This window comes from Pseudoalteromonas sp. TB25 (assembly GCF_000497995.1).
GTDB classification, from domain to species: Bacteria; Pseudomonadota; Gammaproteobacteria; order Enterobacterales; family Alteromonadaceae; genus Pseudoalteromonas; species Pseudoalteromonas distincta.
Genome location: NZ_AUTI01000418.1, coordinates 1 through 26,570, shown reverse-complemented (window position 1 = coordinate 26,570; position 26,570 = coordinate 1). Strand labels below are relative to the sequence as shown.

At 39.4% G+C, this 26,570-nt stretch carries 30 protein-coding genes and 1 pseudogene; 22 read left to right on the top strand and 9 right to left on the bottom strand.

Annotated elements, in window-relative coordinates; all coding sequences use genetic code 11:
- Positions 1-547 precede the first annotated feature (547 nt).
- Positions 548-1,141 carry a hypothetical protein gene (locus L652_RS0120105; protein ID WP_024594707.1) on the top strand — a complete coding sequence of 198 codons (594 nt, stop codon included), beginning with the start codon at positions 548-550 and terminating at the stop codon, positions 1,139-1,141.
- 2 nt (positions 1,142-1,143) lie between these two features.
- Here the strand turns inward: L652_RS0120105 and L652_RS0120100 are convergent, their stop codons facing one another.
- Positions 1,144-1,524 (bottom strand): hypothetical protein, encoded by a 381-nt coding sequence (locus L652_RS0120100; protein WP_002959647.1) that lies wholly within the window; start codon positions 1,522-1,524, stop codon positions 1,144-1,146.
- A 99-nt stretch (positions 1,525-1,623) separates the two neighbouring features.
- Here L652_RS0120100 and L652_RS0120095 point away from each other — a divergent pair, with 99 nt between their 5' ends.
- Positions 1,624-2,064 carry a TerB family tellurite resistance protein gene (locus tag L652_RS0120095; protein WP_024594708.1) on the top strand — a complete coding sequence of 147 codons (441 nt, stop codon included), beginning with the start codon at positions 1,624-1,626 and terminating at the stop codon, positions 2,062-2,064.
- A gap of 17 nt (positions 2,065-2,081) precedes the next feature.
- On the opposite strand, the gene L652_RS0120090 is transcribed toward L652_RS0120095, so the two are convergent.
- A complete protein-coding gene (locus L652_RS0120090) occupies positions 2,082-2,648 on the bottom strand; it encodes an NAD(P)H-dependent oxidoreductase (protein ID WP_002959643.1) in 567 nt (188 codons plus the stop codon).
- 119 nt (positions 2,649-2,767) lie between these two features.
- Here L652_RS0120090 and L652_RS0120085 point away from each other — a divergent pair, with 119 nt between their 5' ends.
- Positions 2,768-3,667: a LysR family transcriptional regulator gene (locus L652_RS0120085; protein WP_024594709.1), complete on the top strand. Its 900-nt coding sequence runs from the start codon at positions 2,768-2,770 to the stop codon at positions 3,665-3,667.
- A gap of 21 nt (positions 3,668-3,688) precedes the next feature.
- Here L652_RS0120085 and norR read toward each other — a convergent pair whose 3' ends face one another.
- Positions 3,689-5,245, bottom strand: a complete 1,557-nt coding sequence (gene norR, locus L652_RS0120080; RefSeq protein WP_024594710.1) for a nitric oxide reductase transcriptional regulator NorR — start codon at positions 5,243-5,245, stop codon at positions 3,689-3,691.
- A 160-nt stretch (positions 5,246-5,405) separates the two neighbouring features.
- Between norR and L652_RS0120075 the strand changes: the two genes are divergently transcribed.
- Genes L652_RS0120075 through hmpA form a run of 3 tightly spaced genes read left to right on the top strand, consistent with a single transcriptional unit; the run spans position 5,406 to position 8,109 of the window.
- A complete protein-coding gene (locus L652_RS0120075; RefSeq protein WP_007584928.1) occupies positions 5,406-5,675 on the top strand; it encodes a hypothetical protein in 270 nt (89 codons plus the stop codon).
- Positions 5,675-6,907 (top strand): NnrS family protein, encoded by a 1,233-nt coding sequence (locus tag L652_RS0120070; protein ID WP_024594711.1) that lies wholly within the window; start codon positions 5,675-5,677, stop codon positions 6,905-6,907. Before L652_RS0120075 ends, L652_RS0120070 begins: the two co-directional genes overlap by 1 nt.
- Before the next feature lie 20 nt (positions 6,908-6,927).
- Entirely contained in the window at positions 6,928-8,109 is a 1,182-nt protein-coding gene (hmpA, locus tag L652_RS0120065; protein WP_024594712.1) for an NO-inducible flavohemoprotein, read from the top strand.
- Positions 8,110-8,178: 69 nt separating this feature from the next.
- On the opposite strand, the gene L652_RS0120060 is transcribed toward hmpA, so the two are convergent.
- The 3 genes from L652_RS0120060 to L652_RS0120050 all read right to left on the bottom strand — a co-directional run bounded on the left by L652_RS0120060 (position 8,179) and on the right by L652_RS0120050 (position 10,902).
- Complete coding sequence (locus L652_RS0120060) at positions 8,179-8,550, bottom strand: hypothetical protein (protein WP_024594713.1); 372 nt, start codon at positions 8,548-8,550, stop codon at positions 8,179-8,181.
- Complete coding sequence (locus tag L652_RS0120055) at positions 8,550-10,148, bottom strand: S41 family peptidase (RefSeq protein ID WP_024603614.1); 1,599 nt, start codon at positions 10,146-10,148, stop codon at positions 8,550-8,552. The genes L652_RS0120060 and L652_RS0120055 overlap by 1 nt, the downstream gene beginning before the upstream one ends.
- 100 nt (positions 10,149-10,248) lie before the next feature.
- On the bottom strand, positions 10,249-10,902 hold the full coding sequence (locus L652_RS0120050; RefSeq protein ID WP_029753119.1) for an endonuclease: 654 nt from the start codon (positions 10,900-10,902) through the stop codon (positions 10,249-10,251).
- 231 nt (positions 10,903-11,133) lie between these two features.
- Here L652_RS0120050 and L652_RS01000000124200 point away from each other — a divergent pair.
- Together L652_RS01000000124200 and L652_RS0120040 are read left to right on the top strand one after the other, a co-directional pair.
- Positions 11,134-12,102, top strand: a pseudogene (locus L652_RS01000000124200) (DnaJ C-terminal domain-containing protein).
- Complete coding sequence (locus L652_RS0120040; protein WP_002959626.1) at positions 12,102-12,422, top strand: chaperone modulator CbpM; 321 nt, start codon at positions 12,102-12,104, stop codon at positions 12,420-12,422. The pseudogene L652_RS01000000124200 and the gene L652_RS0120040 overlap by 1 nt, the downstream one beginning before the upstream one ends.
- Positions 12,423-12,484: 62 nt before the next feature.
- On the opposite strand, the gene L652_RS0120035 is transcribed toward L652_RS0120040, so the two are convergent.
- Positions 12,485-13,210: a membrane protein gene (locus L652_RS0120035; RefSeq protein WP_024595095.1), complete on the bottom strand. Its 726-nt coding sequence runs from the start codon at positions 13,208-13,210 to the stop codon at positions 12,485-12,487.
- Positions 13,211-13,523: 313 nt separating this feature from the next.
- Here L652_RS0120035 and L652_RS0120030 point away from each other — a divergent pair, with 313 nt between their 5' ends.
- Positions 13,524-13,904, top strand: coding sequence for a hypothetical protein (locus tag L652_RS0120030; protein WP_024595094.1), 381 nt, complete (start codon positions 13,524-13,526; stop codon positions 13,902-13,904).
- Here L652_RS0120030 and L652_RS0120025 read toward each other — a convergent pair whose 3' ends face one another.
- The gene (locus L652_RS0120025) at positions 13,905-14,345 is read right to left on the bottom strand and encodes a PaaI family thioesterase (RefSeq protein WP_002959621.1); all 441 of its coding nucleotides are present in this window, start codon (positions 14,343-14,345) and stop codon (positions 13,905-13,907) included.
- Between the two features lie 167 nt (positions 14,346-14,512).
- Between L652_RS0120025 and lexA the strand changes: the two genes are divergently transcribed.
- The 5 genes from lexA to L652_RS0120000 all read left to right on the top strand — a co-directional run bounded on the left by lexA (position 14,513) and on the right by L652_RS0120000 (position 19,790).
- On the top strand, positions 14,513-15,130 hold the full coding sequence (gene lexA, locus L652_RS0120020; protein WP_024595093.1) for a transcriptional repressor LexA: 618 nt from the start codon (positions 14,513-14,515) through the stop codon (positions 15,128-15,130).
- A gap of 484 nt (positions 15,131-15,614) precedes the next feature.
- The gene (gene coxB, locus L652_RS0120015) at positions 15,615-16,757 is read left to right on the top strand and encodes a cytochrome c oxidase subunit II (protein ID WP_024595092.1); all 1,143 of its coding nucleotides are present in this window, start codon (positions 15,615-15,617) and stop codon (positions 16,755-16,757) included.
- Positions 16,757-18,349 (top strand): cytochrome c oxidase subunit I, encoded by a 1,593-nt coding sequence (gene ctaD / locus L652_RS0120010; protein WP_024595091.1) that lies wholly within the window; start codon positions 16,757-16,759, stop codon positions 18,347-18,349. Before coxB ends, ctaD begins: the two co-directional genes overlap by 1 nt.
- A complete protein-coding gene (locus L652_RS0120005) occupies positions 18,349-18,879 on the top strand; it encodes a cytochrome c oxidase assembly protein (RefSeq protein ID WP_024595090.1) in 531 nt (176 codons plus the stop codon). The genes ctaD and L652_RS0120005 overlap by 1 nt, the downstream gene beginning before the upstream one ends.
- A 35-nt stretch (positions 18,880-18,914) precedes the next feature.
- A complete protein-coding gene (locus L652_RS0120000; RefSeq protein WP_024595089.1) occupies positions 18,915-19,790 on the top strand; it encodes a cytochrome c oxidase subunit 3 in 876 nt (291 codons plus the stop codon).
- Here the strand turns inward: L652_RS0120000 and L652_RS1000000125740 are convergent.
- Complete coding sequence (locus tag L652_RS1000000125740; protein WP_076914941.1) at positions 19,693-20,001, bottom strand: DUF2909 family protein; 309 nt, start codon at positions 19,999-20,001, stop codon at positions 19,693-19,695. The two genes, L652_RS0120000 and L652_RS1000000125740, sit on opposite strands and share 98 nt — an antisense overlap.
- A gap of 14 nt (positions 20,002-20,015) precedes the next feature.
- On the opposite strand from L652_RS1000000125740, the gene L652_RS0119995 reads away from it, so the two are divergent.
- The 8 genes from L652_RS0119995 to L652_RS0119960 form a co-directional block, all read left to right on the top strand.
- Positions 20,016-20,756 (top strand): SURF1 family protein, encoded by a 741-nt coding sequence (locus L652_RS0119995; protein WP_024595088.1) that lies wholly within the window; start codon positions 20,016-20,018, stop codon positions 20,754-20,756.
- Positions 20,746-21,240, top strand: coding sequence for a hypothetical protein (locus tag L652_RS0119990; RefSeq protein WP_024595087.1), 495 nt, complete (start codon positions 20,746-20,748; stop codon positions 21,238-21,240). The genes L652_RS0119995 and L652_RS0119990 overlap by 11 nt, the downstream gene beginning before the upstream one ends.
- A gap of 28 nt (positions 21,241-21,268) precedes the next feature.
- Positions 21,269-22,258, top strand: coding sequence for a COX15/CtaA family protein (locus L652_RS0119985; protein WP_024595086.1), 990 nt, complete (start codon positions 21,269-21,271; stop codon positions 22,256-22,258).
- 12 nt (positions 22,259-22,270) lie between these two features.
- Positions 22,271-23,200: a heme o synthase gene (gene cyoE, locus L652_RS0119980; RefSeq protein WP_024595085.1), complete on the top strand. Its 930-nt coding sequence runs from the start codon at positions 22,271-22,273 to the stop codon at positions 23,198-23,200.
- Positions 23,197-23,814, top strand: coding sequence for an SCO family protein (locus tag L652_RS0119975; protein ID WP_024595084.1), 618 nt, complete (start codon positions 23,197-23,199; stop codon positions 23,812-23,814). The genes cyoE and L652_RS0119975 overlap by 4 nt, the downstream gene beginning before the upstream one ends.
- A gap of 151 nt (positions 23,815-23,965) precedes the next feature.
- On the top strand, positions 23,966-24,238 hold the full coding sequence (locus L652_RS0119970) for an STAS domain-containing protein (RefSeq protein ID WP_002959595.1): 273 nt from the start codon (positions 23,966-23,968) through the stop codon (positions 24,236-24,238).
- A gap of 8 nt (positions 24,239-24,246) precedes the next feature.
- A complete protein-coding gene (locus L652_RS0119965) occupies positions 24,247-24,609 on the top strand; it encodes a response regulator (protein ID WP_007584956.1) in 363 nt (120 codons plus the stop codon).
- 10 nt (positions 24,610-24,619) lie between these two features.
- Positions 24,620-26,570, top strand: a 1,951-nt coding sequence (locus L652_RS0119960) for a chemotaxis protein CheA (protein WP_024603613.1), incomplete at its 3' end; no start/stop codon positions are given.

The window sequence follows — 26,570 nt, the reverse complement described above, 5'->3', positions numbered from 1 at the left end:
GATAGTGTAGCATTTGCTATGTGAAAGTAGGACATTACCAGGCTTCAAATTGTAGAGAGCCCGACTAGAAATAGTCGGGCTTTTTTACGTCTGCAGAAAAGTGAAATGTACGCAATTAACACACACTCATATCGCGACACAAAGATAGTGTAGCATTTCACTGTGGCTCTCCACCGCTGTGGGCACTACGACATCCTACTGCGTAGCGCACCGACTACAAATTGTAGAGAGCCCGACTAAAAATAGTTGGGCTTTTTCACGTCTGCAGAAAAGTAAAATGTGCGCAGTTAACACACACTCATACCAACACCCATCATGTAGGTCGGGTGAGCTTAGCGACTCCCGACGTTAAAATCACATCTAGGAGTGTGTAATTAATATTTATAAAAGTAGGATTGTTAATGAGTACAGAGATATTTAGTCGTTAATCATTACTTAAAATTTTATCTAGCTATCCCGCTCTCATTTTTATATAGATACTTCTAATAAAGTACTTAAGAAAACTGTACTATTACAGGTGTTTTAAAATAATTATAACGAGAAACAAATGAAATTATTAACTGCAGCAACTTTAATAGTTGCTTCATCGACAGCTTTTGCACGCCCTGCACCGTTAGTGTCTATTCCTACTCATGATGCCTTTTTTAATAGTATTGCAGCGCATTGCGGTAAAGCTTTTGAAGGTGAAGTAGCGGTAGATAACGCGAAAGGCCCAAGCTCATTTACAGATAAAAAACTGGTTATGCATGTACGTAAATGTAGTGAGACTGAGTTACAAGTACCGTTTCATGTAGGAGACGATGCATCACGTACGTGGATCATAACTAAAACGGGTAGCGGCTTGAGTTTAAAGCACGATCATCGTCATAAAGATGGAACAGACGACGCATCAACTATGTATGGTGGCCATACGCTTGATGCAGGGTCTGCGCAGATACAGTCGTTTCCAGCAGACCAATACTCTAAAGAGTTATTTGTAAAACAAGGTCTTGCGCAGTCTGTAGGTAATACATGGCAAATGTATATTTACCCAGAAGTATTTACTTATCGATTAATTCGCCAAGGACGTGAGTTTAAGGTGGATTTTGATTTAACTAAACCGATTACTCCACCATCAGCACCTTGGGGTTATAAAGACTAAGGTTACTTACCCTTACTTGTATTTTCTTTAGTTTCGCATTGGAGTAAAACACTTAAATCTGGTTGGTAAGCGCGTGGTTTTGTTGGAAAGCGTTCGTACTCTTGCACGCCTTCAAGTACTTTCAACATAAAGGTATTGCCGCGGCATAGACGGTCAGCATGACGTAACAAAAATACACTTTGGTTGGTAAAGTGTTTGTAATCGTCTGACTGGATTTCTATTTTATAGTTGTCTTCGCCAATTTGTGTTTGGTAGTAATGTACTTTGTTATCAAAGTCGTAGAGCTTCTCGGTTTCGGCTTTTTCAGCAAGTGCAGTATTTGCACTCGAAAGGGCCACCAGCGTAGCGCCTATAAATAAGCGTGGTGTGTTTATTCCTTTCATAAAATGTATCCTTTAATTTGCGAACTTTATACCCATTAATAAGAGTAATAAGGTCGATTTCTTTACGTATTAGTCTAACACCCAAAAAGGGAAAGTGTGATGTTCAAACAAATAAAACAACTTTTTGCTGTATTCGATAAACAGCAGCCAAGTATGCAAGAGCACGATTTAAAAACAGCGGTTGCTGCATTATTAATTGAAGTTATGCGCGCAGATACCAAGCTTGAACATGATGAACAACGAACCCTGACTGTAACCTTAAAAAAGTACTTTAATTTAACAGACACTGAGGTTAATGAGCTTACTAATAATGCGGCAAGTAGCTTAGATGATTCGATAGATTACTTTCAGTTTTCAAAGCAGATTAATGAGCATTGTAGCGCGGCGCAGCGAATAGAAATAATAGAGTTATTATGGCGCTTAGCGTATGCCGATGGAGAAATAGATCCCCAAGAAGACTACGTTATACGTAAAGTAGCAGGGCTTTTATATGTAACGCATACCGACTTTATCGCCGCCAAAATAGCAGCGACAAAGTAAGTAGGCGTGCGTGCAAGTTATTTTAACTTACTTGCAACGCTTACTAACTGATGAGCGAGGGCTGATATTTTTTCAGCCGTTACAGGTTCATTTATTTGCCCATTTTCATTAAACAATGTATGCACAGCGGGTACTGCAAGTTGATCGGCAAGTACTAACGATCCAATGCCGCTTAATATATCACGCACATGATTTAAACCGCGTAAGCCGCCAAGCCCACCAGGCGATGCTGCAAACAAAGCAACCACTTTATTACGAAAAGCAGGAACAGCACCTTGTTCTGTGCGCGATGCCCAATCAATCGCATTTTTTAGTGCTGCGGTAATAGAGCCGTTGTACTCTGGGCTTGCTAGTAAAATACCGTCGGCTGTACGTAGCTTATCTTTTAAAAGCTGTACATCGCTTGGTGTACCTTGCGCTTCAATATCTTCGTTAAATAGTGGGATGTTTAATTCGTTTAGTTTTATTACTTCTACTTCAGCACCTGTTTGTAGAGCAAAGCGTGCTGCCTCATTAATAATTTTTTGATTAAAGCTTTCTTGGCGAAGGCTTCCAGCTAGGGCGATAATTTTTGGTGCTGACATGGTAGTGGCCTTTTAATGTTTTAAGTTACATGACTAATGTAGCAAAATTTCACTTGTAGAAAACCCTAATAAACGCAACACTTGTGTGCGTATATGCACATAAGTAAAAGGTAGGCAGCATGGCGATAAAATTTGAAGATTGGCAAGACGTTAAAGTTGCGTTTGAAGTGGCACGGTTAGGCACGCTAACAGCAGCGGCCGAGGAGCTTAATGTGCACCACAGCACAGTGCTTAGGCGAATTAATAATCTTGAAGAAAACTTAAATGCACGGCTTTTTCATCGCCATGCTCGTGGCTACAAGGTTACTGAAATTGGCACTAAGTTATTTGCAACAGCACAAACAATCCATAGCTCCTTAGAGCAGTTACATAACGATATAGTAGCGGCCGATAGCACCCTTAGAGGTAGTTTGTTGCTAACGACGGTAAGTGGCTTCATGGATGTCCTTGGTGATGTATGTGAGCAATTTCAGGCGCTACATCCACAAGTGCAGCTTGAGGTTATTTTAGAACAAAAAAGGCTAAGGCTCGATCACGGACAAGCACATATTGCAGTGCGTGCAGGCCCAAGACCTGATGAAGGCGATTATATTGCTCAGCATTTGGCGCAGCTTTCATCGGGTTTATACGCTAATAAACGTTACATTAATAAATACGGTATGCCTAAATTATTAATTGATTTACAACAACATAACTTTGTATCGGGCGTGGCAGGTTTTAATGCCCGCGTGCCTTATTTTGCATGGGCTGATGAACATATTCCTGCATCGCAAATAAAGCTGCGAGTATCTGAAACTGCAGAAGCGACTCGTGCAATCATTAAAGGGCTAGGCATTGGCGGATTACAACATGACGTAGCGGCGCAATATCCTGATTTAGTGCCTATATTGCACAGTGAGTTAAGCTGGCCTACCGATGTATGGTTAGTCACGCATCACTTAGTGCATCGTACTGCTAAAGTACAAGCTTTTGCAGGGTTGTTAAAAACACACTTTAGTAAGTTAGCTGCTAACCAATAGTTTTAGCTGTATTTTAAATGATTATAGTATTTTTTTTACTTCTATTCCTAGGCGTTTAGCCAAGCGTACTAAGTTTGCTCTATCTAATTCAAGTACTCTTGCTGCTGCCGACCAGTTGTAGTTATGCTGTTTTAATTGCTCGGTAATTATGTTGTATTGCAACGATTCTACAGCTTGTTTTAAAGGTTGGTTGATTAAGGCGTTCGCTGTACTTCGGCTCTCTGCTATAGGGGGTTGCAGCGCACTCGGTGTTAAATCACAGTGCTCGCTTGTAATGGTTATTATTGGATTTTGCCATTGGCTTTGTTTTGCTTTTAGGGCGCTGCGGCTAATGACATGTTCAAGCTCGCGAACGTTACCTGGCCAGTTGTACTGATTAAGCAATGCTTGCGCTTCGGGGCTTAGTTTTAATTGTTTTATCCCTAATTTACGGGCTGTTTGCTCAATAAAATAACCAGCTAAGAGTGTTATGTCGTGCTCGCGTTTACTAAGTGGTGGCACAGTAATAGGGTAGACACTGAGGCGATGGTATAAATCGGCTCTAAAGCGACCTTGAGCTACTTCTTCTTTTAAATTTCTGTTGGTTGCAGCAACGACGCGTACATCTACGTACTTTGGCGTGTCTTCTCCTACCGTTTGTATTTCGCCACTTTGTAGCACTCGTAATAGTTTACTTTGCATGGCCAGGGGCAGTTCGCCAATTTCATCTAAAAATAACGTGCCGCCATCAGCTAATTGAAATTTACCTTGGCGCGAATTTTGTGCGCCTGTAAAAGCCCCTTTCGCATGACCAAAAAATTCACTTTCAGCAAGGCTTTCGGGAAGTGAGGCGCAATTTAAGTGAATAAGCGGTTGATCTTTTCGAGCTGAATTTAAGTGAATATTACGCGCAACAAGCTCTTTCCCTACCCCTGTTTCACCTAATATAAGCACGCTAAAGTTAGATGCTGCAACGAGTTTAATGTCGTTTTTAAGTGTTTGCATTAGCGGGCTTTGGCCAATAATTTCGCCGCCGTCCCGTGTTAACGCTTCACGATTTAGTTCTTGCACTAATGCACTTGAGTGCTGTGCATGCTGTTTGTAATGGGCAAGCTCTAAAGCTGTTTTAAAATGCGCACTACACAGCGTTTGTAAGGTATTGAGTGTATCAGCGCTTATGCTGTTAAATGCATTGGCGTTAAGGCTATCAAACGTAAGTACGCCAAGTAGCGCGTTTTTATCATAAAGAGGTAAACCTAAACATGCATGTACCGGTATGTCGCCGGTTTTAGCTAATAGCAATCCATCGTATGGATCGGGTAGTGGGCAGTCGTGCGCAAATTGAAGCGCGAGTGTGCTTTTGCAAATAGCTTCTAGGCGAGGGTGTTCTACTATTTTAAATCGTCTGCCTAAACTGTCGGGCATTAACCCTTTAATTGCCAGGGGTTTTAATTGTTCGCCCTGAAGCACTAATAACGCACTTGCATCACTAGGAATAACCCGCTCAACCGTTGCTAGTAATTGATCAAAGCTATGCTCGTGTAGTGTACTTTGAGCAAGCTCTAGAGCAACTTGTGTAAGGTTGAATTGCTGGTTCACGTCAAAATGACCTGTTTGTGTTCTTATGAGTTAATTTATAGTAGGTCATAAAGACTCATACTGTAAAGTGATTTAATTTAACTTATTGAATTTAATTAATTAAATTTGTTGGCACAGTATGTGTAATAGCTAAGTAACGTAGTTAGTTACAGAGATCGCTATGAACACACTAATGCTGAATAATTTAAATAATCAAACACAGTTTAGTTCACTATACGAAACAGTATTATTTGCTGCCAATACTGCATTGGCTGTGAGTTTAGTGTGTATTACGGCAAGTATTTTAATTAGCTACCCGTTTGCTGAGTACTTTTCCATGGCGGTGCAAGTATCAGCTCATATTGGGACTATTGTTATTGCTGCTATTTTAAAAGTAAGTTACGTACTGCGCTGTGTTGCACAACATGGTTTAGGGCAGGAGGTACGATAATGCGCCCTATAAACTTAACTGAGCCAATGCCAGCACGCGTTGCTATTCATCAAGTATCTCGACGGCCGTTATGGATGCTAGCTTTTAGGCCTTTCTTTTTAGGCGGTGGCTTATTGGCATTTTTGTCAGTGGGGTATTGGCTACTTATTTTAACAGGCCATACAAGTTGGCACTTATCGATACCTGCGACATTATGGCACGCGCACGAAATGCTGTTTGGCTTTGCAGGAGTTGTAGCTGTTGGCTTTTTACTTACCGCAGCACAAACGTGGACAGGCGTGCCGAGCATAAGTGGCAAAGCCCTTATGTGGCTTACGTTTATATGGCTTGCAGCGCGCTTAGCATTTTTTGTAGCACTGCCAGATATTACTCATTTTAATTTATATGCTGCACTTACATTACAAGTTATTTGGTGGCTAGGCGCCATAACCGCGTTGGCTAATATGTTATTAAAAGCCAATAGCAAAAGTAACTATCCGTTTTTAGCTATTTTAGCTGTGCTTTGTGGGCTCAATGTATTGTATTTAATACTTGTTTTACAACAAAACATGCAGCTTGCACTTGGTGTGGTTGATACCGCAGTACTGGTAATTACTTTACTAGTTGGCATTGTTGCGGGCCGCGTTTTACCATTTTTTACCGCTAAAGGTCTAGGTTTAGCCGCACAAGTTCGCACTCCTAAAATAGATAAAGCGGTGATGTATTTATCTATTGTGGCTATCACTTTATTTTTCATCAACAAGTTGTTTTTGAACACGATTAATCCTGCGTTAGTTGTTGCAACTGTTGCTGCGCTTCACCTGCTTAGGGCTGGTTGTTGGTGGGATAGCAAGGTATTGAGAGTGCCGTTGTTATGGTCTTTACATTTTTCCTACTTAGCGTTAGGCGTAGGGTTAATGATGGTTGCATTTAGCTTTTATAGCAGTGCAATACAATTTAAAGATGCGCTGCACTTAATCACTATTGGCACAATAGGTATGATGATTTTAGCAATGATGACGCGTGTATCGCATGGTCATACAGGGCGTACACTCGCTATTCCTCATTACATGGCAGTTGCTTTTGCACTTGTGTTAGTAGCCGCTATTACTCGCTCATTACTCCCTTATGTTATTAGGCCTCACCTTGCTTGGCAAATAAGTGCTTTGCTGTGGTTAGTAGCTTTTTCATTATTTTTAATTCACTGCACACCTATATTAACGCGGCGTCGTGTTGATGGGCGTCGTGGTTAGTTCATCCATAGGAAACACATATGTTATCTGATAAAACCATTGAGATCGTAAAAAGTACTGTTCCGTTATTAGCGCAGGCGGGTACGGTTGTTACCAATCATTTTTATAAGCGTTTATTTAGTCATAATCCTGAGCTTAAAAATATTTTTAATATGGCGAACCAAGATACAGGTCGTCAGCAATTTGCACTTTTTAATGCATTGGCTGCGTATGCACAAAATATTGATAATTTAGCTGTATTAAAAGAAGCGCTAACACGTATTAATCATAAGCATACAAGCTTGAATATTTTACCTGAGCATTACCCTATTGTAGGTGCACACTTAATTGGTACGCTTAAAGAGCTTCTTCCGGAGCAATTTACTCCCGATGTTGAATACGCTTGGCGCGAAGCTTACGGCGTACTTGCTGATATCTGTATAACCGAAGAAGCTGCTTTGTATGAGCACAGTAAAAATAAACACGGTGGTTGGGCGGGAACTCGCCAATTTAAAATAACCAACAAACAGGCTGAATCAGAACTAGTAACAAGCTTTACACTTACGCCAGTTGATGGCGAAGCTGTTATTACACATAAACCAGGACAGTATTTAGGTATTAAAGTTAAGCCAGAGGGCGCTGAATATGAAGAAATTCGCCAGTATTCTATTTCGCAAAAAAGTAACGCTAAAAACTACCGTATTAGTGTTAAAAAAGAGCTACAGCCAAAGCCTGGTATGGTGTCTAATTATTTACACTCATTAGAGCAAGGCACTATTGTTGAGTTATACCCGCCGGCAGGAGACTTCTTTTTACGCAATAACACAAACCCAGCGGTACTCATTTCAGCAGGTGTTGGGCAAACACCAATGCTGGCTATGCTTGAAACGTTATTAAGTGACAACTCTAATCAAGAGATTATGTATTTACATGCCTGCGAAAATAATCAGCAGCACTCGTTTTCAAAATATTTATATGATCTAACAGCACAGAATAACCGCTTGAAAACAATAACGTGGTTTAACCAAGCGGCAGGGGGCGCTGACTTTACTGGGTTAATGAACTTAAGCGTAATAGAAACACAGCTACCATTAAGTAATGGCGACTTTTATTTATGTGGTCCTGTCGGTTTTATGGCATTTATAAAAAACCAGTTACTTGAACTAGGTGTTAAAGACGAGCAGATTCATTATGAAGTGTTTGGCCCGCATGAAGACTTGTAATAACGCTTTAAAATAGAAAAAGGCGTGCAGCGATATGCTGCACGCCTTTTTTATAAACTTTAAAGTGCCTTATAATTCTTTACAGGTCACACCTTTAAGTACTGTAGTAAGCTCTTTTTTAGGATAGTAAAGCTCGCATTGGTTATTACGTAGTTGCAAAATAAACTTCTCAGATTTTATATTATGCGCGCCCATAATTACTCTGCCATCAGACCCTTTACTCATTGCATGATCAATTAGCAGTTCGCTACGTTTAGTAAATACGGAATCGGCAAGTGTTACTAATGCGCCTCCCTTAGCTTGTTGAATTGCCTGTTGTAGTGTTGCAATAACGCTGGGATTAACGCTCGTTAATATAGCGGGTTTAGCGGGCTCACTATTTACACTTTGGCATCCTCCCAAAGCGAATAAGGTAGCTAATGGGAGTAATAATTTAGCCATTATCTTTCCTCACTCAGTGTTGGCCAAGTTAAGTCCATATTACGCTGGGTAAATTGCTCAGGCATATTTAAAGGAATGAGAGATTCACGAGAGCTTGAAAAAGTAGCTGGCTCTGCTTTTGCAGCAGCCGTTCTAATTGGGCAACTGCCATTTTCAACATGAAACAATGCGGTGGCTAAAACGGCCTCGTCACTGTCGCCTAACTGATGATCAAAGTCGTCCTCAATTTCACAACCTTGAACATCAGCATCAAATTGTGGCGTAGGGGTTGGTGTAAAACCCGCAGCGTATTCGCCAAATCCTTTGCTATTTACCCCACTAAATTGAATAGTGTAATAGGTTGTTGCGCAGTTATGAGTTGGGGTAAAGCCATAGGGCTTACCGCAGGTTGTATCGCCAATTAAAATAACTTCTGCGTCTATACCTTTTAAACCATTAATAAAAGCTTCTGATGCCGAACAGGTGCCTGATGTGCTTAATACATAAACCTTCGATAAGTTTAAATCAGGTAGGTTTTCACCTGTGCTAAAAAAAGTAGAGTAATCTATTTCTTCATCAATAAATGGAAAAGGCGAATCAACGGGTTGTTTATCGTTTTGTTGAGTTTGATAATAAAAGCGGTTGTTAACGTTGGCATTACCGGCAACCATATAAGCCAATTGTGCCGACAGTGCTAATAAACCACCACCGTTATATCTAAAGTCGATTACAAGCTCATCAATACCATCGGTTTTAAACTTATTTACTGCATCAATAAGCCCTTCTTGGGCAATGCTTATATGACTATTAAATTGCATGTAACCCACGCTTGAACCATTTGCGGTTGTAATCGTTTTAACATTTTGAACCGGTGTTTGTTCAATATTGCCAGCGGTTACATTAAATGTTTTTTCGGCGCCATCGTTACTGCGTACAACAATAGTATGTGAGTCGCCGTTAGTAGGACTAAATAAGCCTTCGTTAAGCGTATCTACACCCGACTGTGTATTGGTATTAATGCTAACACCGTCAACTGAAAGTACAGTATCACCACGTTGAAAGCCTATTTGGCTTGCAGGTGAATCATCTTCAAGATAAGCGACGCGTAAAATACGGTCGGCTGTATCGCCAATAAACGCCCAATTTATACCGTAACCAGAAGTAACGCCCGATTGCGCTTCTTGAAAGTAATCTTCAGTAGGTTCTGAAAAATGAAAGTTATCTTTTTTTGCCCCTGAGTCGGTAAGCTGCTCTGTTTTTAATTGGGCAAAATAATCGGCTACTGTGGCAAAGCTTTCAGGATCGTTATCGGCAATCTCATCATACCAAAGGTAGGTTTCGTCGCTCCAAGAGCGAAGCCAGAGTTTTTCGTAAAGGGCAGAACCGGCTTGATCTGGGTAAGGCTCGTTGTTATTAAAGGGATCGTTACCCGTACGCGGGGTTTCGCAAAAGTTTTTTAAATCGTTAGAGGGTTCAAATACACCCGCAGTCCATGTTGGACTGCTACTAACAGGTGTTGTAACTACAGGGGCTGAGTCGATGCCNCCGCCACAACCGGTCAAAGCAAAGCCCGCAAATGCAGTGAAAATGGCAAGCGAGGTTTTATTATTTTTAAACATAGGTAAGGGCTTTTTTGTAAATAAGTTGTTTAAAATATTACAACACTCGCTCGTTTATTCAACATTTATAACTTTGATTTATGTAAATGAGTGTTAAAGCTTAGAGCTTACTCGCACTACTTGTATCTGCGAATGCTTGCTTTTGCCATGCATTAAATAACTTTTGCTGTTTATCAGAGATTTTTAAACCGTATGTTTTTTGCATGTAAGCGTAGGTGTCAGCTATACGTTTTCGTGCATAAACAGGCGGTTCAACTACACGTTGCTTAAAGTTTACTTTTACTTCGCAACGACCATATTGTGTGGCGTTTTCGCTAAGCATACCAAAACGATAATTAGAGCGATCGGCATTAATTTCGCCAATAGCTGGCGCTAAGTTATTTATATCAGCTTCCATTTTTCTAAATTTAGCACTTACTTTACGGCAGTTTTTACGCCCGCCATCTTGCCAGCATTGTAGCTGGTGACCAAATTCCCACGCCGGAACAATGTGCTCCCACTCAATGCGTAGTGCTCGCACATTTACTTTGCCTGAGCGGGTAAGGGTATTTCGAGGAATGTAACCACAGTTAGACGGATCAGGAACGAGTTTTTTGCCTTCTTTTTTAATGTCGCAACCGCAGTAAATGCTTTTGGCGTTGTCAGGTAGGGTTTTAATTAAATGTCTTTTAGCCGTTGAAAAACGGGTAAATTGTTCGGCTGATACCGAAGCGCACACACAACAAGCCAATAAGGCCAGAATAAATCGAGTCATATCCATCACAAATGTGAACTACAGGAATAGGCAGTTTAAAGCCTTGAAGATAAAAGATAAAGTTAACTTAAGGCCTACGCTTATATTACTAAAAAGTGCCTGATTAATTTTTTACTCAAAGTTATTTTCACTATTCATTTATTTCTCACTATTTATCGTATTTTAACCACACAAGGTTACCCGTTAAGGAGTATGCTTAAAGCTTACTCAATATGAGGATTTGGATTGCAAATGAAATTTGTTGATTATTATGCAGTGCTTGGAATATCGCCTGATGCAGATGATAAAGCGGTTAAAGTAGCTTATAAAAAGTTAGCCAGAAAATATCACCCAGATGTAAGCAAAGAGCCTCAAGCAGAAGATAAGTTTAAAGAAATAGCAGAAGCTTACGAAGTCATTCATAACAAAGAATAACGTGTAAAATACGACGAGTTACGTCGTCACCAACAAAATCGTGCTCGTCAACAGCAAGGCCATTATGGTGGTAACAATGCCTCTTCGCAAAGTAATTACCAGCAAAGCGATCCTCAAACCGACCAAGAGTTTTCTGACTTTATTAATTCAATGTTTGGCGGAGCTGGTGGATTCGATCGTTCCGGGCAAAGCAGAAGTAACGCCGCTCGCGCGCAAAAAGGACAAGATGTGGAAATAGAGTTCCTAATTTTTCTTGAAGAGACTTTAGTTGATACCGTGAAGCCTGTTGAGTTTATGTTACCGCAGCGAGACAGCAGTGGCCGTGTTACTGAAATTAAAAAATCACTTAAAGTGAAAATTCCTGCAGGCTCAGTAAATGGCGAGCGAATTCGACTAAAAGGGCAAGGCGGGTTAGGGTCAGCGAATGGGCAAAATGGCGACTTGTATTTACAAATTAGTTTAGTGCCTCACCCATTATTTGATGTTGAGGGTCATAACCTAAATATAGTTGTCCCTCTTGCACCATGGGAAGCGGCTCTTGGTACAAAGCTAAATTTACCTACGTTGACAGGTAATATCCAATTAACTATTCCTTCTAATAGTCAGTCTGGTCAACGCTTACGTATTAAAGGTAAGGGATTAATGAGTAAAAAAGCCAAAGGTGATTTATTTGCTGTGCTTAAAATTGTTAATCCAACATCTATTGATGATGCCAGTAAAAAACTGTGGGAAGAATTAGCCGAAAAAGCTCACTTTGATCCCCGTAATAACTGGAGCAAACCATAATGCAAATTATCGTGACACAAAAAGACGATTTACTTACTAGCAAAGAGCTATGTTTGAGCAGTGATATTAGCGAAGCAATTTTATATGAGCTAGTTGAGCATAATATTGCGGTTCCAATTGAGGGGGAGCATGTTACGCAGTGGCAATTTACGGTATCTGCAGTGACCTTAGTTAAAAAAGCGGCCCGTATCCAGCATGACTTTTCGTTAGATTGGTCGGCAATAGCTTTAGTTTTACAATTGCTGGATGAGCGTGATGAGTTGATTTTCGAAAACGAAATGTTAAAGCGACATTTGAGTCGATTTAAGCACTTGGAATAAAACAAGCCCTAGGCTTATTTACTCTTTGATAAGTGGGCGCTAGCTCTCAAAAACCAATATGACTACTTTGATTTATTCTTATTTTTAATTCGGATAAATCGTTTTAGTCGTATATTTTGTATAAGTAATAATATTCCACTTAAACAAAAAAGTACGCTGGTTGCTGAAAAGCTAATAAGCAGCGGATTATTAAAATCCTCTCGCTCATCGTAATCCATAATATGTAACATCCAAAAAAAGTCGAATATTCGCCATAGCGTGCTGCGAACGGTGACAACTTTGCCGTTATTTTCTGACAAGTACAGTGTTGTGTTAAATGTGTCGTCAAATTGTACCTGCCAAACATTGGTTTTATATCCAACTTCTCGCATACCTTGCTTTAGTAGTACAGCGCTTGTTACTTGAGCATCAATAAGTAAGTGTGCTTTAGCATTTGCGGTAATTTGTATTTTAGTTGGCGGTTCAAATGGTCGGCCTGTTATGCCATTGAAGCTTTGCTGCTCGTTATTACTAAAGACAGTAATAAGTGGTGTAGTTAAGAAGTTCTCAAAAATTATTTGTGTTGGATTAACCACCTGAGAGGCAATATCGTCAAGGGAAGCAATATAATCAGCCTGCGTAAATGGATTATTAAGAGTGCGTGTTGCAAGATGCTTCCCATGAACTTTATCAAGAGGGATTGCACTCATAATTAAACCACCTAGTAACCATGCTAAAATTTGTAGTGCTAATAAATAACCTAACCATTTATGTAACTTGCGAGCATGCTTAAATATTTTTTTATTCATGTTTTAGTCTTATTATTTTTAGAGGCTAGTTTATTACATTAATAGGATAAGTTACTGCGACATTTTGTCGCAGTTTAAACTATAGCTTACTGTAATCATTTAAAAATAAAAAAGATTACACTTAAATTCCTAACATGACTTATCTGTTTAATTGAGCTAGATGTTTGATATCCAGCTAGCTTTAAATGCTAAAAAATACTTAAAAGCTACGAAATATCCATATAAAGTGGTTAATAGAGCATAGTTGATTTGGTATAACGGTAAAACTGCGTTAAAGTTTGCAATGAAATTATTAGAGGATAAATACGAAACGATGTCGGAAATTCAATTTTTAAATGTAGATCTTGAGCTTGAATCAAAGCAAGATATTAGTTTGCTAGTGGCGGACTTGAAAAAAGTCGCGACGATTTTACATTATGACAAAGACGAATACCGTCAACTAGCACGTATTGAAGCTACAGGTGAGGTGAGCACACCTGATAAAGCCATAAACCATATATGTGAGCTTATTGAATCGTGTTCGCGTAACGCGCTAAAGCAATGGTTAAGTTGTTCACGTAGAACGTTTGATATTGGTTTTGAATCAGGGACTTCTCCTAAGTGCTTTAATCAAGCCTTAGATGCAGATACATTATTGCGTATATCTGCGATTGGTGCGGGTATGGAAATTACCATTTACCCAATCGAAAAGTAACTATCTTCGCTCTACGACTGCTGCGGTCATTTTTGATACGCAGCACAGCTCATTGCGGCTATTTGTAATTTTTATTTCCCATACTGAACTACGTTTGCCAATATGAAACGCTCTAGCCGTTGCTGTTAAAGTGCCGTTGCGAGATGCTTTTAAATGACTTGCGCTAATTTCCTGCCCTACACAGTAAAATTTAGTAAAATCGACAACAAAGTTAGCGGCATAGCTGGCAACTGTTTCGGCAAGTACAACGTTAGCACCGCCGTGAACCATCCCCATTGGGTTATGATGCTCAGGAATTGCCGGCATTGTGGCAACCAAATAATCATCGCCAATTTCTGTGACTTCTATCCCCATAGTTTTCATTAATGTTCCTTGGCCATTAACGCCTTGCTCTAACTGCTTGCACAGCTCTAAGGTGATGGGCTGGTACCAAATACTCATAATGTCTCCTTTGCATTTTTAATCATTTATAAACTCAGCTTTAGTTATATCCCTAAAATGTACACAAGTGAAATTACTTTAGCTATTTTAAGGCTTAATTTAAATTTGCGATTTTTATTTAACTGTATATACTCACAGTTAAATGTACTGTATGGAAAACCAGTTGTATGCGACCATTAACGAACCGCCAAGCTCAAATACTCGAACTAATTAAAGTTTTTATTAAAGACACTGGTATGCCTCCTACACGTGCTGAAATAGCGCAAACATTAGGTTTTAAAAGTGCCAATGCTGCTGAAGAACATTTAAAAGCACTTGCTAAAAAAGGCGCAATTAAAATGAAACCAGGTGCAAGCCGTGGTATTCAATTAATTGAAGAAGAAGAGCCAGAACAATTAGGTTTACCGCTTATAGGGCGTGTTGCTGCTGGTTCACCTATTTTGGCGCAAGAGCACGTTGAAAGTCACTGCAAAATCGATCCATTAATGTTTAAACCGGCTGCAGATTTTTTACTACGCGTTAACGGTATGAGCATGAAAGATATTGGTATTATGGATGGTGATTTACTTGCTGTACATCGTACTCAAACCGCTGAAAATGGACAAGTTGTTGTTGCTCGCCTAGACGAAGACGTAACTGTAAAACGTCTTGAGAAAGCGGGTCGTAAAGTATTACTTCATGCTGAAAACGACGATTTTGACTCTATTGAAGTAGATCTTGAGAATGAGTCTTTTAATATTGAAGGCTTAGCCGTTGGCGTTATAAGAAACGCTGATTGGATGTGACTTTAAAAATAGCTTTTAAACAAGCAGCTTTATAAATGCGTACTAATTAGTACGCATTTTTGTTTTAAAATTTGTACTAAAAAATAGGGCGTAAACAGCCCACTGACTATTTAAGCTGTAAACTTTTTTGCACTTATATTTTCCCCCTCCGAATGCGTTAAACCCCTTTGTTTTGCTCATATTTTGAACTTTCTGTTGCCCAGTTGATTACCGATTTTTTATTAATTATTCAATATCACCTGATTGTTTTTTATACTAAAACTTGCTTGTTGTTCGTTTTTTAGCTAATTGTTAATGTGCTGAGCTAATAATAACTCACAGCTTTTTAGTTTTGAGAACACACAATATACACAAACTCGTTGTTGGCGCAGCAAAACCAATCAATATTAAATAAGATTGGCTAAAAAAATAAAAATAACGAATTGGCGTTTAAGCCGTATGCCTCTTCGCTTTGCATTCGCAATAGCATCAAAGGAGCCGTCACATGGGTAAACTGACCTCTACCTTGTGGCTTATATTATGTGTTTTTTCGCACCCAGTTTTGGCTAACAGCCAATACAATATGCGCAAAGGCGTAACCGATATAAGCAATAATGTATATCAGCTGCACATGACCATATTTATAATATGTTGTGTGATTGGGGTGATAGTGTTCGCAATTATGTTTTGGGCACTTATTCATCACCGTAAATCTAAAGGGGCTGTACCTGCCCAATTTCACGAAAGCACTAAAGTAGAAATACTTTGGACTGCAATTCCGTTTGTTATTTTAATTGCTATGGCAGTACCAGCCACTAAAACCCTTATTGCAATGGAAGATGCCAGCAAAGCTGATCTCACTATTAAAATTACGGGTTCGCAATGGAAATGGCATTATGAATATATGGGCGAAGATGTAGAGTTCTACTCTATTTTATCTACCCCGCAAGATGAAATAGCGAATCTTGCAGATAAAAACCCTAACTACTTACTTGAGGTTGATAAGCCTCTTGTACTGCCAATAAATCAAAAAGTACGATTTTTAATGACTTCTGATGATGTTATTCACTCTTGGTGGGTACCTGATTTTGCAGTTAAAAAAGATGCGAACCCCGGCTTTATAAACGAAACATGGACGAACATAAACGAAGAAGGTACTTACCGAGGCCAATGTGCTGAGTTGTGTGGTAAAGACCATGGCTTTATGCCCGTTGTGGTGATCGCTAAATCTGAAGCTGATTTTAAAACATGGCTTGCAGATGCAAAGCAGGCTAAACAAAAAGCAGCATTAGCAGATGCCGCATTACTTGATAAAACCCTCCCAAAAGAAGAATTAATGACTTTAGGCGAACAAGTATATATGGCTAATTGTGCTGCATGTCATCAACCTACTGGCATGGGGTTACCGGGTGTATTTCCTGCACTTAAAGGTAGCCCGATAGTGCTTGGCGATATAAAAGATCACATTGATGTAGTTATCCATGGACGACCCGGTACGGCAATGCAAGCATTTGCCAAACAGTTATCTATAAAGCAATTAGCTGCGGTTATTACTTATAAACGTAATGCGTGGGGTAATGATACGGGTGATGTTATTCAACCGAGTCAAATACAGGCAGCACTTGATGCCAAAGTGGAGGCGAACTAATGAGTAGCATAGTAGAACAACCTAACGCCAATGAAGCTCATCATGCTCATCACCCAGCTAAAGGTTTTAAACGCTGGCTTTACACAACTAATCATAAAGATATAGGTAGTTTATATTTAATTTTTTCGCTGACCATGTTCTTAATTGGTGGTGGAATGGCCATGGTGATCAGGGCTGAATTATTTCAACCAGGTTTACAGTTGGTCGATCCTCACTTTTTTAATCAAATGACCACAGTGCATGGTTTAATTATGGTGTTTGGTGCGGTTATGCCCGCCTTTACAGGCCTTGCTAACTGGATGATACCACTCATGATTGGCGCGCCAGATATGGCATTGCCAAGAATGAATAACTGGAGCTTTTGGATTTTACCGTTTGCGTTTTTAATCCTATTGGCATCGTTATTTATGCCTGGTGGGGGGCCTGCATTTGGTTGGACTTTTTATGCACCACTGTCCACAACATACAGTAATGATAATACTGCATTGTTTGTATTTGCCGTACATATTATGGGAATTAGCTCAATAATGGGCGCAATCAATGTGATTGTAACCATAGTGAACTTACGTGCCCCCGGCATGACATGGATGAAGTTGCCCTTATTTGTATGGACGTGGTTAATTACTGCCTTTTTATTAATAGCCGTAATGCCAGTGCTTGCAGGGGCTGTCACTATGGTACTTACCGATAAGTATTTTGCTACCAGCTTTTTTGATGCTGCAGGCGGTGGCGACCCGGTGATGTTCCAACACATTTTTTGGTTTTTTGGTCACCCTGAAGTATACATAATGATTCTTCCTGCCTTTGGCATTATATCTACAATAGTACCTACCTTTTCTCGTAAAAAACTTTTTGGCTATGCCTCAATGGTATACGCCACATCCTCTATAGCACTATTGAGCTTTATTGTTTGGGCTCATCATATGTTTACCACTGGGATGCCGGTCGCTGGCGAGTTGTTTTTTATGTACGCGACCATGCTTATATCGGTACCTACTGGAGTAAAAGTATTTAATTGGGTTGCCACAATGTGGAAAGGCTCAATAACTTTTGAGGTGCCAATGCTTTTTAGTATTGCGTTTATTGTGCTGTTTACCTTAGGTGGCTTTTCGGGATTGATGCTGGCAATTACACCTGCTGATTTTCAATATCACGATACTTATTTTGTAGTGGCGCATTTTCATTATGTATTAGTAACAGGGGCTGTATTTTCGATAATGGCAGGGGCTTATTACTGGCTGCCCAAATGGACAGGCAACATGTTTAATATCACGTTAGCTAAATGGCATTTTTGGCTATCACTGGTGAGCGTGAACGTACTGTTTTTTCCTATGCATTTTGTAGGACTTGCCGGTATGCCGCGTCGAATTCCCGATTACGCACTCCAATTTGCCGACTTTAACGCAATCATAAGTATTGGTGGATTTGCCTTTGGTTTATCGCAATTGTTGTTTGTAGCTGTGGTAATTAAATGTGCACGCGGCGGTGATAAAGTACCTGCAAAGGTATGGGAAGGGGCTGAAGGACTTGAGTGGGAAGTTGACTCTCCAGCGCCATATCATACTTTTTCTAAGCCGCCGGTAATCAAGTAATGACACACGCACCGCTACTCAAACGTTTAGTACTTATTTGCATAGGCATGTTTGCCTTTGCCTTTGCTTTAGTACCTTTGTATGACGTGTTTTGCGACGTAACAGGGCTTAATGGAAAACCTTCGCTTGAGCAAGCAGAGCAAAGTACGCAAATAATACAAAACCGAGAAGTTGGCGTTAGTTTTACTACTCACGCGCAAAGAGGTGCACCGTTTGAAGTTAAATCAAAAGAATACAGTGTTGTGGTAAAACCCGGTGCAATGCGTGAAGTAATGTTTAGTGCTAAAAATAACAGCAACCTAGATAAAGTAATGCAGGCTGTACCATCAGTCTCGCCAGGTAAAGCGGCAAAGTATTTACATAAAATAGCGTGTTTTTGCTTTGATCAGCAACCTCTAAAAGCAGGGGAAGAACTTGAATTTAAATTACTTTTTTATGTTGATACAGCACTGCCAAGCGACATTGAAGAATTAACTTTATCTTATACCGTATTTGATATTAGTGAACAGCTGGTGGCAAGTAATAACTAGCTTTTCAAACTAGTGTGAAACTAGGAGTAAATAAAATGAATCAAGAATATGAGCATTATTATGTACCAGAGCAAAGCCCGTGGCCTATTGTGGGCGCTGTTGCATTGTTTTTTATTGCAGTAGGGGCAGGCTTAACAGTTATGAGTGTAGGCAAAGAAGGGGGGAGCGGGGTTTACCTGCTTTATGCCGGTATTGCTGTGCTTGTGTATATGTTGTTTAGCTGGTTTAAAAATGTAATTAGTGAGTCGGACCAAGGTTTGTACTCAGCACAAATGGATCGCTCTTTTAGGCAAGGTATGAGCTGGTTTATTTTTTCTGAAGTTATGTTTTTTATGGCCTTTTTTGGTGCGCTTTTTTATGCACGCGTATTGTCGGTACCTTGGCTTGGAGGCGCAGGCAATAATGCAATGACCAATGAAGTATTATGGCCAACTTTCGAAGCTGTTTGGCCGCTAGTTTCAACACCTGCAGGCGAAACTACTCAAGCTATGGGCTGGCAAGGTTTGCCGCTTATCAATACCTTAATACTGCTTACTTCCTCAGTTACTCTACATTTTGCCCATGTAGCGATGGAAAACAATAAACGTACTCCACTTAAAGTTTTTTTAGGCGCTACTATTTTATTGGGTGTTTGCTTTTTAGGGTTACAAGTTGAGGAATATATTCATGCGTATAACGATTTAAACTTAACGCTAGATGCAGGTATTTACGGTAATACGTTTTTTTTACTGACAGGTTTTCATGGCATGCATGTAACCCTTGGAACCGTACTTTTATTTGTAATATTTTTACGGATATTAAAAGGGCACTTTACTAAAGATAAGCATTTTGCTTTTCAAGCAGCGGCTTGGTATTGGCACTTTGTTGATGTGGTGTGGCTGTGTTTGTTTGTATTTGTATATGTGCTGTAGCGTTTATTGGCGAATTATTTGCTTTAATAAAACCAAGTTTAAGCGCTGCAATAACAACAACTAAAACAACGACCGAAAACAATACGCGACGACCTAAAAAGTGAGACATAGGTCGTCCCCCTGTTTTCCCTGACACCATAATAAACAATGCTCTAAATAAGTTAAAAAGTATAAATATTAACAACAGTACGATAATAATTTTAATAATCACTGAGTTGACCCTTTATGCAGTTAGTTTTATGGCACAAACAAAAGCTTAGTTCACTAATCACACTTTGTATGGTTGTGGTTGTTGTACTTGTGTGTGTGCGACTAGGGTTTTGGCAGTTGGAGCGAGGTGAGCAAAAGCAGCAGCAACTAACCGCTATTGTTAAGCAACAGACTCATGGTGTGATGAGCTGGTCTCAATTACTTAACCTGCCTGATAGCTGGAACAAAACAGGTGTATTGGTTGAGTTGAAAGGGCAGTTTGTACAAAACCAATATTGGCTTTTAGATAATCAAGTTTATAACGGGCAAGTAGGGTACGACTTACTTGCTTTACTAAAGCCAGACAGCGAAGAAAAAGTGATTTTAGTTAATTTAGGATGGGTAAAAGCGCCTATATCTAGAGGTACACTGCCAAAGGTTGCTCTGCCTACAGGTGTTTTTATTCTTAAAGCGCAAATAAAAGAAAATAACCTAAGTAGCTTTACGCTTGAAGATAAAACTACAAATAACGACTTACCTACAAGAATCCAATCTATCGACTTGAATATGCTGAGCACTCAAAGCCAGCAATCATTAATTAATTTTATGGCTTACAGACAAGGTACTGGTGATGAGATTGCAACACCTCATTATGAGGCCGTTGTTATGAGCCCTCAAAAGCATAATGCCTACGCTTTGCAATGGTTTTTAATTGCTGTTGCATGTGCTGTTGTGGCTATTTTTGCGAGTAAAAAAAGGACACATAATGAAAAATAATCCCCTTTTGTTGTTTGTGGGTTGCTGCGCTATCCCATTAATTTTGGCATATGGCGCATTAAAGTTTGATTGGTTGCCTACTGCAATTACTAATAATGGCGAGTTTTTAAGCCAAGAAATAAAACTTAAAAATTGGCCGCAAAATAATCCCAAACAATGGACTATCGCACTTAATTATTCAAACGAATGTAACACCCCATGCAGCGAACAGCTCAATGCACTTAATAACTTATATGTGGCACTTGGTAAAAACCAAGGCAAGGTTGATATGGCTGTAATGGGAAGCCCCGACAATAAAAATCTACCATGGAAAATTATTACCGAACAACAGAGTTTAAACCCTGCAAGTTTATATTTAATTGATCATATGGGGTTAGTGGTACTTGAATATCCCTTTAAGGTCGAGCCACAAGAAAACCGTTTAGTACAAAAAGGGTTATTAAAAGATCTAAAAAAATTACTTAACTATTCTCGTTCTAGCTAATTAAGTTGAGCTTAAGTTGGAGTATCTGATGTATAAAAATTATAAAAACTTAGTATTAATAACAGGATTACTCGCTTTGATTGTAGTTGCTTTAGGTGCGTACACCCGCTTAAGTGATGCAGGATTAGGGTGCCCCGATTGGCCTGGTTGTTATGGCTTTTTAACGGTACCTAAGCATGAGGCTGACATAGCCTTAGCAGCTCAAAGCTACCCCGATATGATGTTCGAAACCGCAAAAGCGTGGAAAGAAATGATTCATCGCTACTTTGCAGGTGCTTTAGGTTTACTTATTTTAGGTTTATTTGTGTTGGCTTTTTTAAAGCGCCAATATCCAACTACGCCAGTTAAATTGCCTTTGGCTTTACTTCTACTCGTGGTGTTTCAGGCTGCCCTTGGTATGTGGACAGTAACCATGAACCTTCAGCCGCTTATTGTAATGGGCCACTTATTAGGTGGCTTTAGTATTTTGTCACTTATAACGCTTTTATATTTACGGCTAACCGCAAAACCTATTATGGGTGGTGATAGCGGCGCAAAACGCTATTTTGGTTTGAGTTTAGTAGCGCTCAGTGTATTGATTATCCAAATTGCACTTGGTGGTTGGCTGGCTGCAAATTACGCCGCTCCGCATTGTAGTGGTTTGCCATTGTGTAATTACGCACAACCGTTTTCATTGAGTAGCGTATTTCAATTACCACTTGAGCACAGTAATTATGAGTTTGGTGTGTTATCACAGCAAGCGCGTATGTCTATTCATTTATTACACCGCATTTGGGCGCTTGTTACTTGCATCGTTCTGGCGCTAATTATGTGGAAAATATACAGCCAAGCGTACTCTAAAAAAATTAAAAATTGCGTGGTGAGCGTATTGCTTACCCTGCTTTGCCAAATTAGCTTAGGGCTTATTTTAGTACATTGGCATATTCCGTTGGGAGTTGCACTGGCGCATAACTTGATGGCTGCCATACTATTATTAAGCATGGTTAGGTTGTGTTATTACCTAAAATCACGCACATAAAGGGGAAATATAATGGCACTTATAATTGATAAAAAAATACTGCTACCCGTTAATACTCAATCGCTAATTTCGCGTACTCATAATTTGCTGCACGACTACTTAGCAATTAGTAAATTTAAAGTGGTAGCCATGCTGGTACTAACAGCTTGGGTTGGTTTAGCGCTGGCTCCTGATGTAGGGCGCGGTATGGCTGTACAGTTTATTAGCTTGTTAGGTATAGGGCTACTTTCTGCTGCTGCAGCGGTTATTAATCATGTGGTTGATAGTGAGATAGACTCAAAAATGGCAAGGACTCGTCATCGTCCTGTGGCTAAAGGGCGTTTAAGTAAAACACATGCGCTTAGTTTTGCAGCTGTTATTGGGGTTGCGGGTTTTATTATGCTAATGGTGTGGGCTAATACCTTAACCGCTATATTAACGTTATTTGCATTGGTAGGTTATGCATTTGTTTATACATCATTTTTAAAGCGTGCTACACCGCAAAATATTGTTATAGGTGGGTTGGCTGGCGCAATGCCTCCATTATTAGGTTGGGTGTCAGAAACAAACCAAATGGCAGCAGCCCCTTGGTTACTTGTAATGATAATATTTACCTGGACTCCGCCACACTTTTGGGCGCTGGCTATAGCGCGAAAAAGTGATTATGAACGCGCTAAAATTCCTATGTTACCAGTAACCCATGGAATCGACTTTTGTAAAACGTGCGTCGTTGCCTACTCTGTTTTACTCGCTGTAGTTTGCGTATTACCTTATTTAATTGGTATGTCTGGATTAATATATTTAATAGGTGCGTGTGTATTAAATGCAGTGTTTATATATAAAGCCGTCAAATTAAAAATTGCTGGAAATGATGAGACTGCAATGGACTTATTTCGTTTTTCGATTATTCATTTAATGGTACTCTTTGTAATCTTATTTATAGATAAATGGCTCCCTTTATGAAGCAGTTATGGCTTGGATTAATTGTTGTTTTAGTTTTGTTTTTATCAGCATGTTCAAATGAAAATAGTCCACCAGATGTAGATGCATTAGTTTACGAAAATGCAAAGCCATTGTCTGATTTTACGCTAAACGATCAGCGCGGCGAATTAGTGACTAAGCAACAATTTTTAGGACAGTGGAATTTAGTATTTTTAGGCTACACAAGCTGCCCAGATATTTGTCCATTAACACTTGCTAAGTTAAATGCTGTTTATAAAAACTTACAAGCAGATTATCCGCTGCAAATTTGGTTTTTATCGGTTGATCCAAAACGCGATACACCAGCTAAACGAAAGCAATATATAGATTACTTTAATCCTGACTTTTTAGCTGTATCAGGGGAGCATAAACACCTTTTTCCTGTTGTTAGAGAGCTTGGTTTAATTTACGCGATTAGCGATAGTAGTGAATCAGAATATGCAGTTGATCATAGTGCTTCGGTCGCTATGGTTGATCAAAATGGAGCGGTTAGAGCTATTTTTAAACCAGAATTCAAACAAGGTAGTGTGCCATTAATTAATGCGACGACTTTAACGAAAGAGTTTAAAAAAATAGCCGATTACTACAAAAACTAGTTTTTACTTTTTACCAATTTGAAAGGAGCTTTAGGCTCCTTTTTTTGTATTTTAACGACAGGTTAAATTTAATTAAGCATTTTATGGCAATTTTAATAACTAGGGCTAAGCTTTTGTTATGAATTGAATTGACAGGGAATGCACCTACTAAATGCTAAAACTTCCAAGCGAACTTGCTATTACGCAAGTTGAAACACTACATCAAGATTTACTGCACGAACTCAATAGCAACGATGATATCTGTCTTGATATTAACGATGTGATTTCTGCTGATACTGCCTCAATTCAACTTTTATGCGCCTTACAAAAACACCTACTTACCATACAGCACAAAATCATTTGGGTAGGCAGTAGCGAGGCCTTAACACATACAATCAATAAACTTGGCTTAAGCCAATACTTAACAACCGAAAGTAAAAGTTAGGGGTATATATGAAAAGAATTTTAGCGGTTGATGACTCAGCATCGATGCGTCAAATGGTGAGCTTTACATTAAAAACCGCAGGGTTTGATGTAACCGAAGCTAAAGATGGCAGTGAAGCTCTCGCTATTGCCAAGCAGCAAGACTTTGATGCCGTGATCTCAGATGTAAACATGCCAATAATGGATGGAATTACATTAATACGAGAGCTGCGTACTTTACCGAGTTATAAATTTACACCATTACTAATGCTTACTACAGAGTCGGGCTTAGAAAAAAAGATAGAGGGTAAAGCTGCTGGTGCAACAGGCTGGATTGTAAAACCATTTAATCCCGATCAGCTACTAGCGGTAATTAAAAAAGTTATTCGCTAAGGAGCGCAGTGTGAGTATAGATTTAAGTCAATTTTTTGAAGTTTTCTTTGAAGAGAGTTTTGAAGGCCTAGATACCATGGAGGCTGAGCTATTAAACTTAGTGCCAGGTGAGGAAGATTTAGAAACTATCAACACTATTTTTAGAGCTGCTCACTCGATAAAAGGAGGCAGTGGGACATTTGGTTTTAGCTCCGTTGCTGACTTTACTCATGTACTTGAAACATTACTAGATCAAATTCGCCAAGGTGAACGAGAGCTTAGTACCGAGCATGTTAATTTATTACTCAAAGCTGTGGATTGCTTACGCGCTTTACTTGCTGCACTTCAAGGTGAACAAGAGCCAGATTTAACCGAAGCAGATTTGTTAAAAGTACAATTTGAACATGTACTTGGAATGAAAAATGATACACATGAGAATAAACCTCAAAGCTGTGAAGAGCAAACAAGTAGTAATACCTATCAAATAGACTTTAAACCTCATCATCATTTATTTAAAACAGGAAACGAGCCACTGTATATGATCAGTGAGCTTGAAGAGCTAGGTGAGTTAGAAACCACTGTATTTTACAATGAAGTTCCAGAAATCACCGATTTAAGTAGTGATGAATGTTTTTTACATTGGCGCTTTTTTTTAAGCACTAGCCATGATGAAAAAGCCATAAAAGAAGTGTTTGAATGGGTTGAAGATGATGCCGACATAAAAGTTGAATTATGTGGCGGCTTATTTGGCAATGATGAGCCAATACAACCTAATCAAGATGAGATACCTAAAGCTGTTGAGCTTGAAGAACCCGATTCAATAAAAGTACCTGAGTTACCAAGTAAGCCACAGCAACCCGTTGCTAATAAAGATAAAAAACCTGCAAGTACACCAGAGTCTACCTCTATTCGTGTTGGCATTGATAAAGTTGATTCGTTAATAAATATGGTTGGTGAACTTGTTATTACACAAGCCATGCTAAATCAACTCAGCGAACAAGAAATCACACCAGCCACAATCACTTTACTGCAGGAAGGCTTAGCACAACTTGCACATAATACGCGTGATTTACAAGAAAATGTGATGCGTATTCGTATGCTTCCAATTAATTTTGTATTTAGTCGTTTTCCTCGATTAGTGCGAGATATAGCGCAAAAGCTAAATAAGCAGGTTGAGCTAAAGCTGATTGGAGAGCAAACCGAGCTTGATAAAACAGTAATGGAAAAAATATCTGACCCTATGGTGCATTTAGTAAGGAACTCACTTGATCATGGGTTAGAGACTGTTGAGCAAAGACTGGCGGCAGGTAAAGATCCCGTTGGCACAGTAACCTTAAATGCATTTCATCAGGGTGGAAACATCGTTATTGAAATAATGGATGATGGGCAAGGATTAAATACAAAAAAAATAAAAGAAAAAGCCATCGCTAACGAATTAATCTCAGCTGATAACCATCTCAGTGACGATGAAATAAATGAGCTTATTTTTATGCCCGGCTTTTCGACAATGGATGAGGTAAGTGACTTATCTGGACGTGGAGTTGGGATGGATGTTGTTAAGCGAAATATCCAGTCATTAAATGGCTCAGTGGAAGTAACCTCAGCGCCCGGTGTTGGTTCTACGTTTACTATTAGATTACCCCTTACTCTCGCTATTTTAGATGGGCAATTAGTTAAGGTGGCTCAGCATACTTATATTATTCCGCTCATTTCTATTGTGGAGTCACTGCAAATTGATATTGCAAAAGTGAGTCGAGTGGGTAAAAGCCTTGATGTATTGAGGCTTCGAGACGAATACATTCCTATATTAAGACTCTACGATATTTTTAATCATAAAAATGCTATTGAATCACTCGATAAAACGCTGCTTGTTGTTGTAGAAACAGATAACCAAAAGGTGGGTTTATTAGTTGATGATTTACTGTCTCAACAGCAGGTTGTTATTAAAAGTTTAGAGGCAAACTACCATAAAGTGGATGGCG

Coding starts and splice junctions, on each gene's coding strand:
- L652_RS0120105 (WP_024594707.1), top strand. CDS start 548: ATGAAATTATTAACTGCAGCAACTTTAATAGTTGCTTCATCGACAGCT.
- L652_RS0120100 (WP_002959647.1), bottom strand. CDS start 1,524: ATGAAAGGAATAAACACACCACGCTTATTTATAGGCGCTACGCTGGTG.
- L652_RS0120095 (WP_024594708.1), top strand. CDS start 1,624: ATGTTCAAACAAATAAAACAACTTTTTGCTGTATTCGATAAACAGCAG.
- L652_RS0120090 (WP_002959643.1), bottom strand. CDS start 2,648: ATGTCAGCACCAAAAATTATCGCCCTAGCTGGAAGCCTTCGCCAAGAA.
- L652_RS0120085 (WP_024594709.1), top strand. CDS start 2,768: ATGGCGATAAAATTTGAAGATTGGCAAGACGTTAAAGTTGCGTTTGAA.
- L652_RS0120075 (WP_007584928.1), top strand. CDS start 5,406: ATGAACACACTAATGCTGAATAATTTAAATAATCAAACACAGTTTAGT.
- L652_RS0120070 (WP_024594711.1), top strand. CDS start 5,675: ATGCGCCCTATAAACTTAACTGAGCCAATGCCAGCACGCGTTGCTATT.
- hmpA (WP_024594712.1), top strand. CDS start 6,928: ATGTTATCTGATAAAACCATTGAGATCGTAAAAAGTACTGTTCCGTTA.
- L652_RS0120060 (WP_024594713.1), bottom strand. CDS start 8,550: ATGGCTAAATTATTACTCCCATTAGCTACCTTATTCGCTTTGGGAGGA.
- L652_RS0120050 (WP_029753119.1), bottom strand. CDS start 10,902: ATGACTCGATTTATTCTGGCCTTATTGGCTTGTTGTGTGTGCGCTTCG.
- L652_RS0120040 (WP_002959626.1), top strand. CDS start 12,102: ATGCAAATTATCGTGACACAAAAAGACGATTTACTTACTAGCAAAGAG.
- L652_RS0120035 (WP_024595095.1), bottom strand. CDS start 13,210: ATGAATAAAAAAATATTTAAGCATGCTCGCAAGTTACATAAATGGTTA.
- L652_RS0120030 (WP_024595094.1), top strand. CDS start 13,524: ATGTCGGAAATTCAATTTTTAAATGTAGATCTTGAGCTTGAATCAAAG.
- L652_RS0120025 (WP_002959621.1), bottom strand. CDS start 14,345: ATGAGTATTTGGTACCAGCCCATCACCTTAGAGCTGTGCAAGCAGTTA.
- lexA (WP_024595093.1), top strand. CDS start 14,513: ATGCGACCATTAACGAACCGCCAAGCTCAAATACTCGAACTAATTAAA.
- coxB (WP_024595092.1), top strand. CDS start 15,615: ATGGGTAAACTGACCTCTACCTTGTGGCTTATATTATGTGTTTTTTCG.
- ctaD (WP_024595091.1), top strand. CDS start 16,757: ATGAGTAGCATAGTAGAACAACCTAACGCCAATGAAGCTCATCATGCT.
- L652_RS0120005 (WP_024595090.1), top strand. CDS start 18,349: ATGACACACGCACCGCTACTCAAACGTTTAGTACTTATTTGCATAGGC.
- L652_RS0120000 (WP_024595089.1), top strand. CDS start 18,915: ATGAATCAAGAATATGAGCATTATTATGTACCAGAGCAAAGCCCGTGG.
- L652_RS0119995 (WP_024595088.1), top strand. CDS start 20,016: ATGCAGTTAGTTTTATGGCACAAACAAAAGCTTAGTTCACTAATCACA.
- L652_RS0119990 (WP_024595087.1), top strand. CDS start 20,746: ATGAAAAATAATCCCCTTTTGTTGTTTGTGGGTTGCTGCGCTATCCCA.
- L652_RS0119985 (WP_024595086.1), top strand. CDS start 21,269: ATGTATAAAAATTATAAAAACTTAGTATTAATAACAGGATTACTCGCT.
- cyoE (WP_024595085.1), top strand. CDS start 22,271: ATGGCACTTATAATTGATAAAAAAATACTGCTACCCGTTAATACTCAA.
- L652_RS0119975 (WP_024595084.1), top strand. CDS start 23,197: ATGAAGCAGTTATGGCTTGGATTAATTGTTGTTTTAGTTTTGTTTTTA.
- L652_RS0119970 (WP_002959595.1), top strand. CDS start 23,966: ATGCTAAAACTTCCAAGCGAACTTGCTATTACGCAAGTTGAAACACTA.
- L652_RS0119965 (WP_007584956.1), top strand. CDS start 24,247: ATGAAAAGAATTTTAGCGGTTGATGACTCAGCATCGATGCGTCAAATG.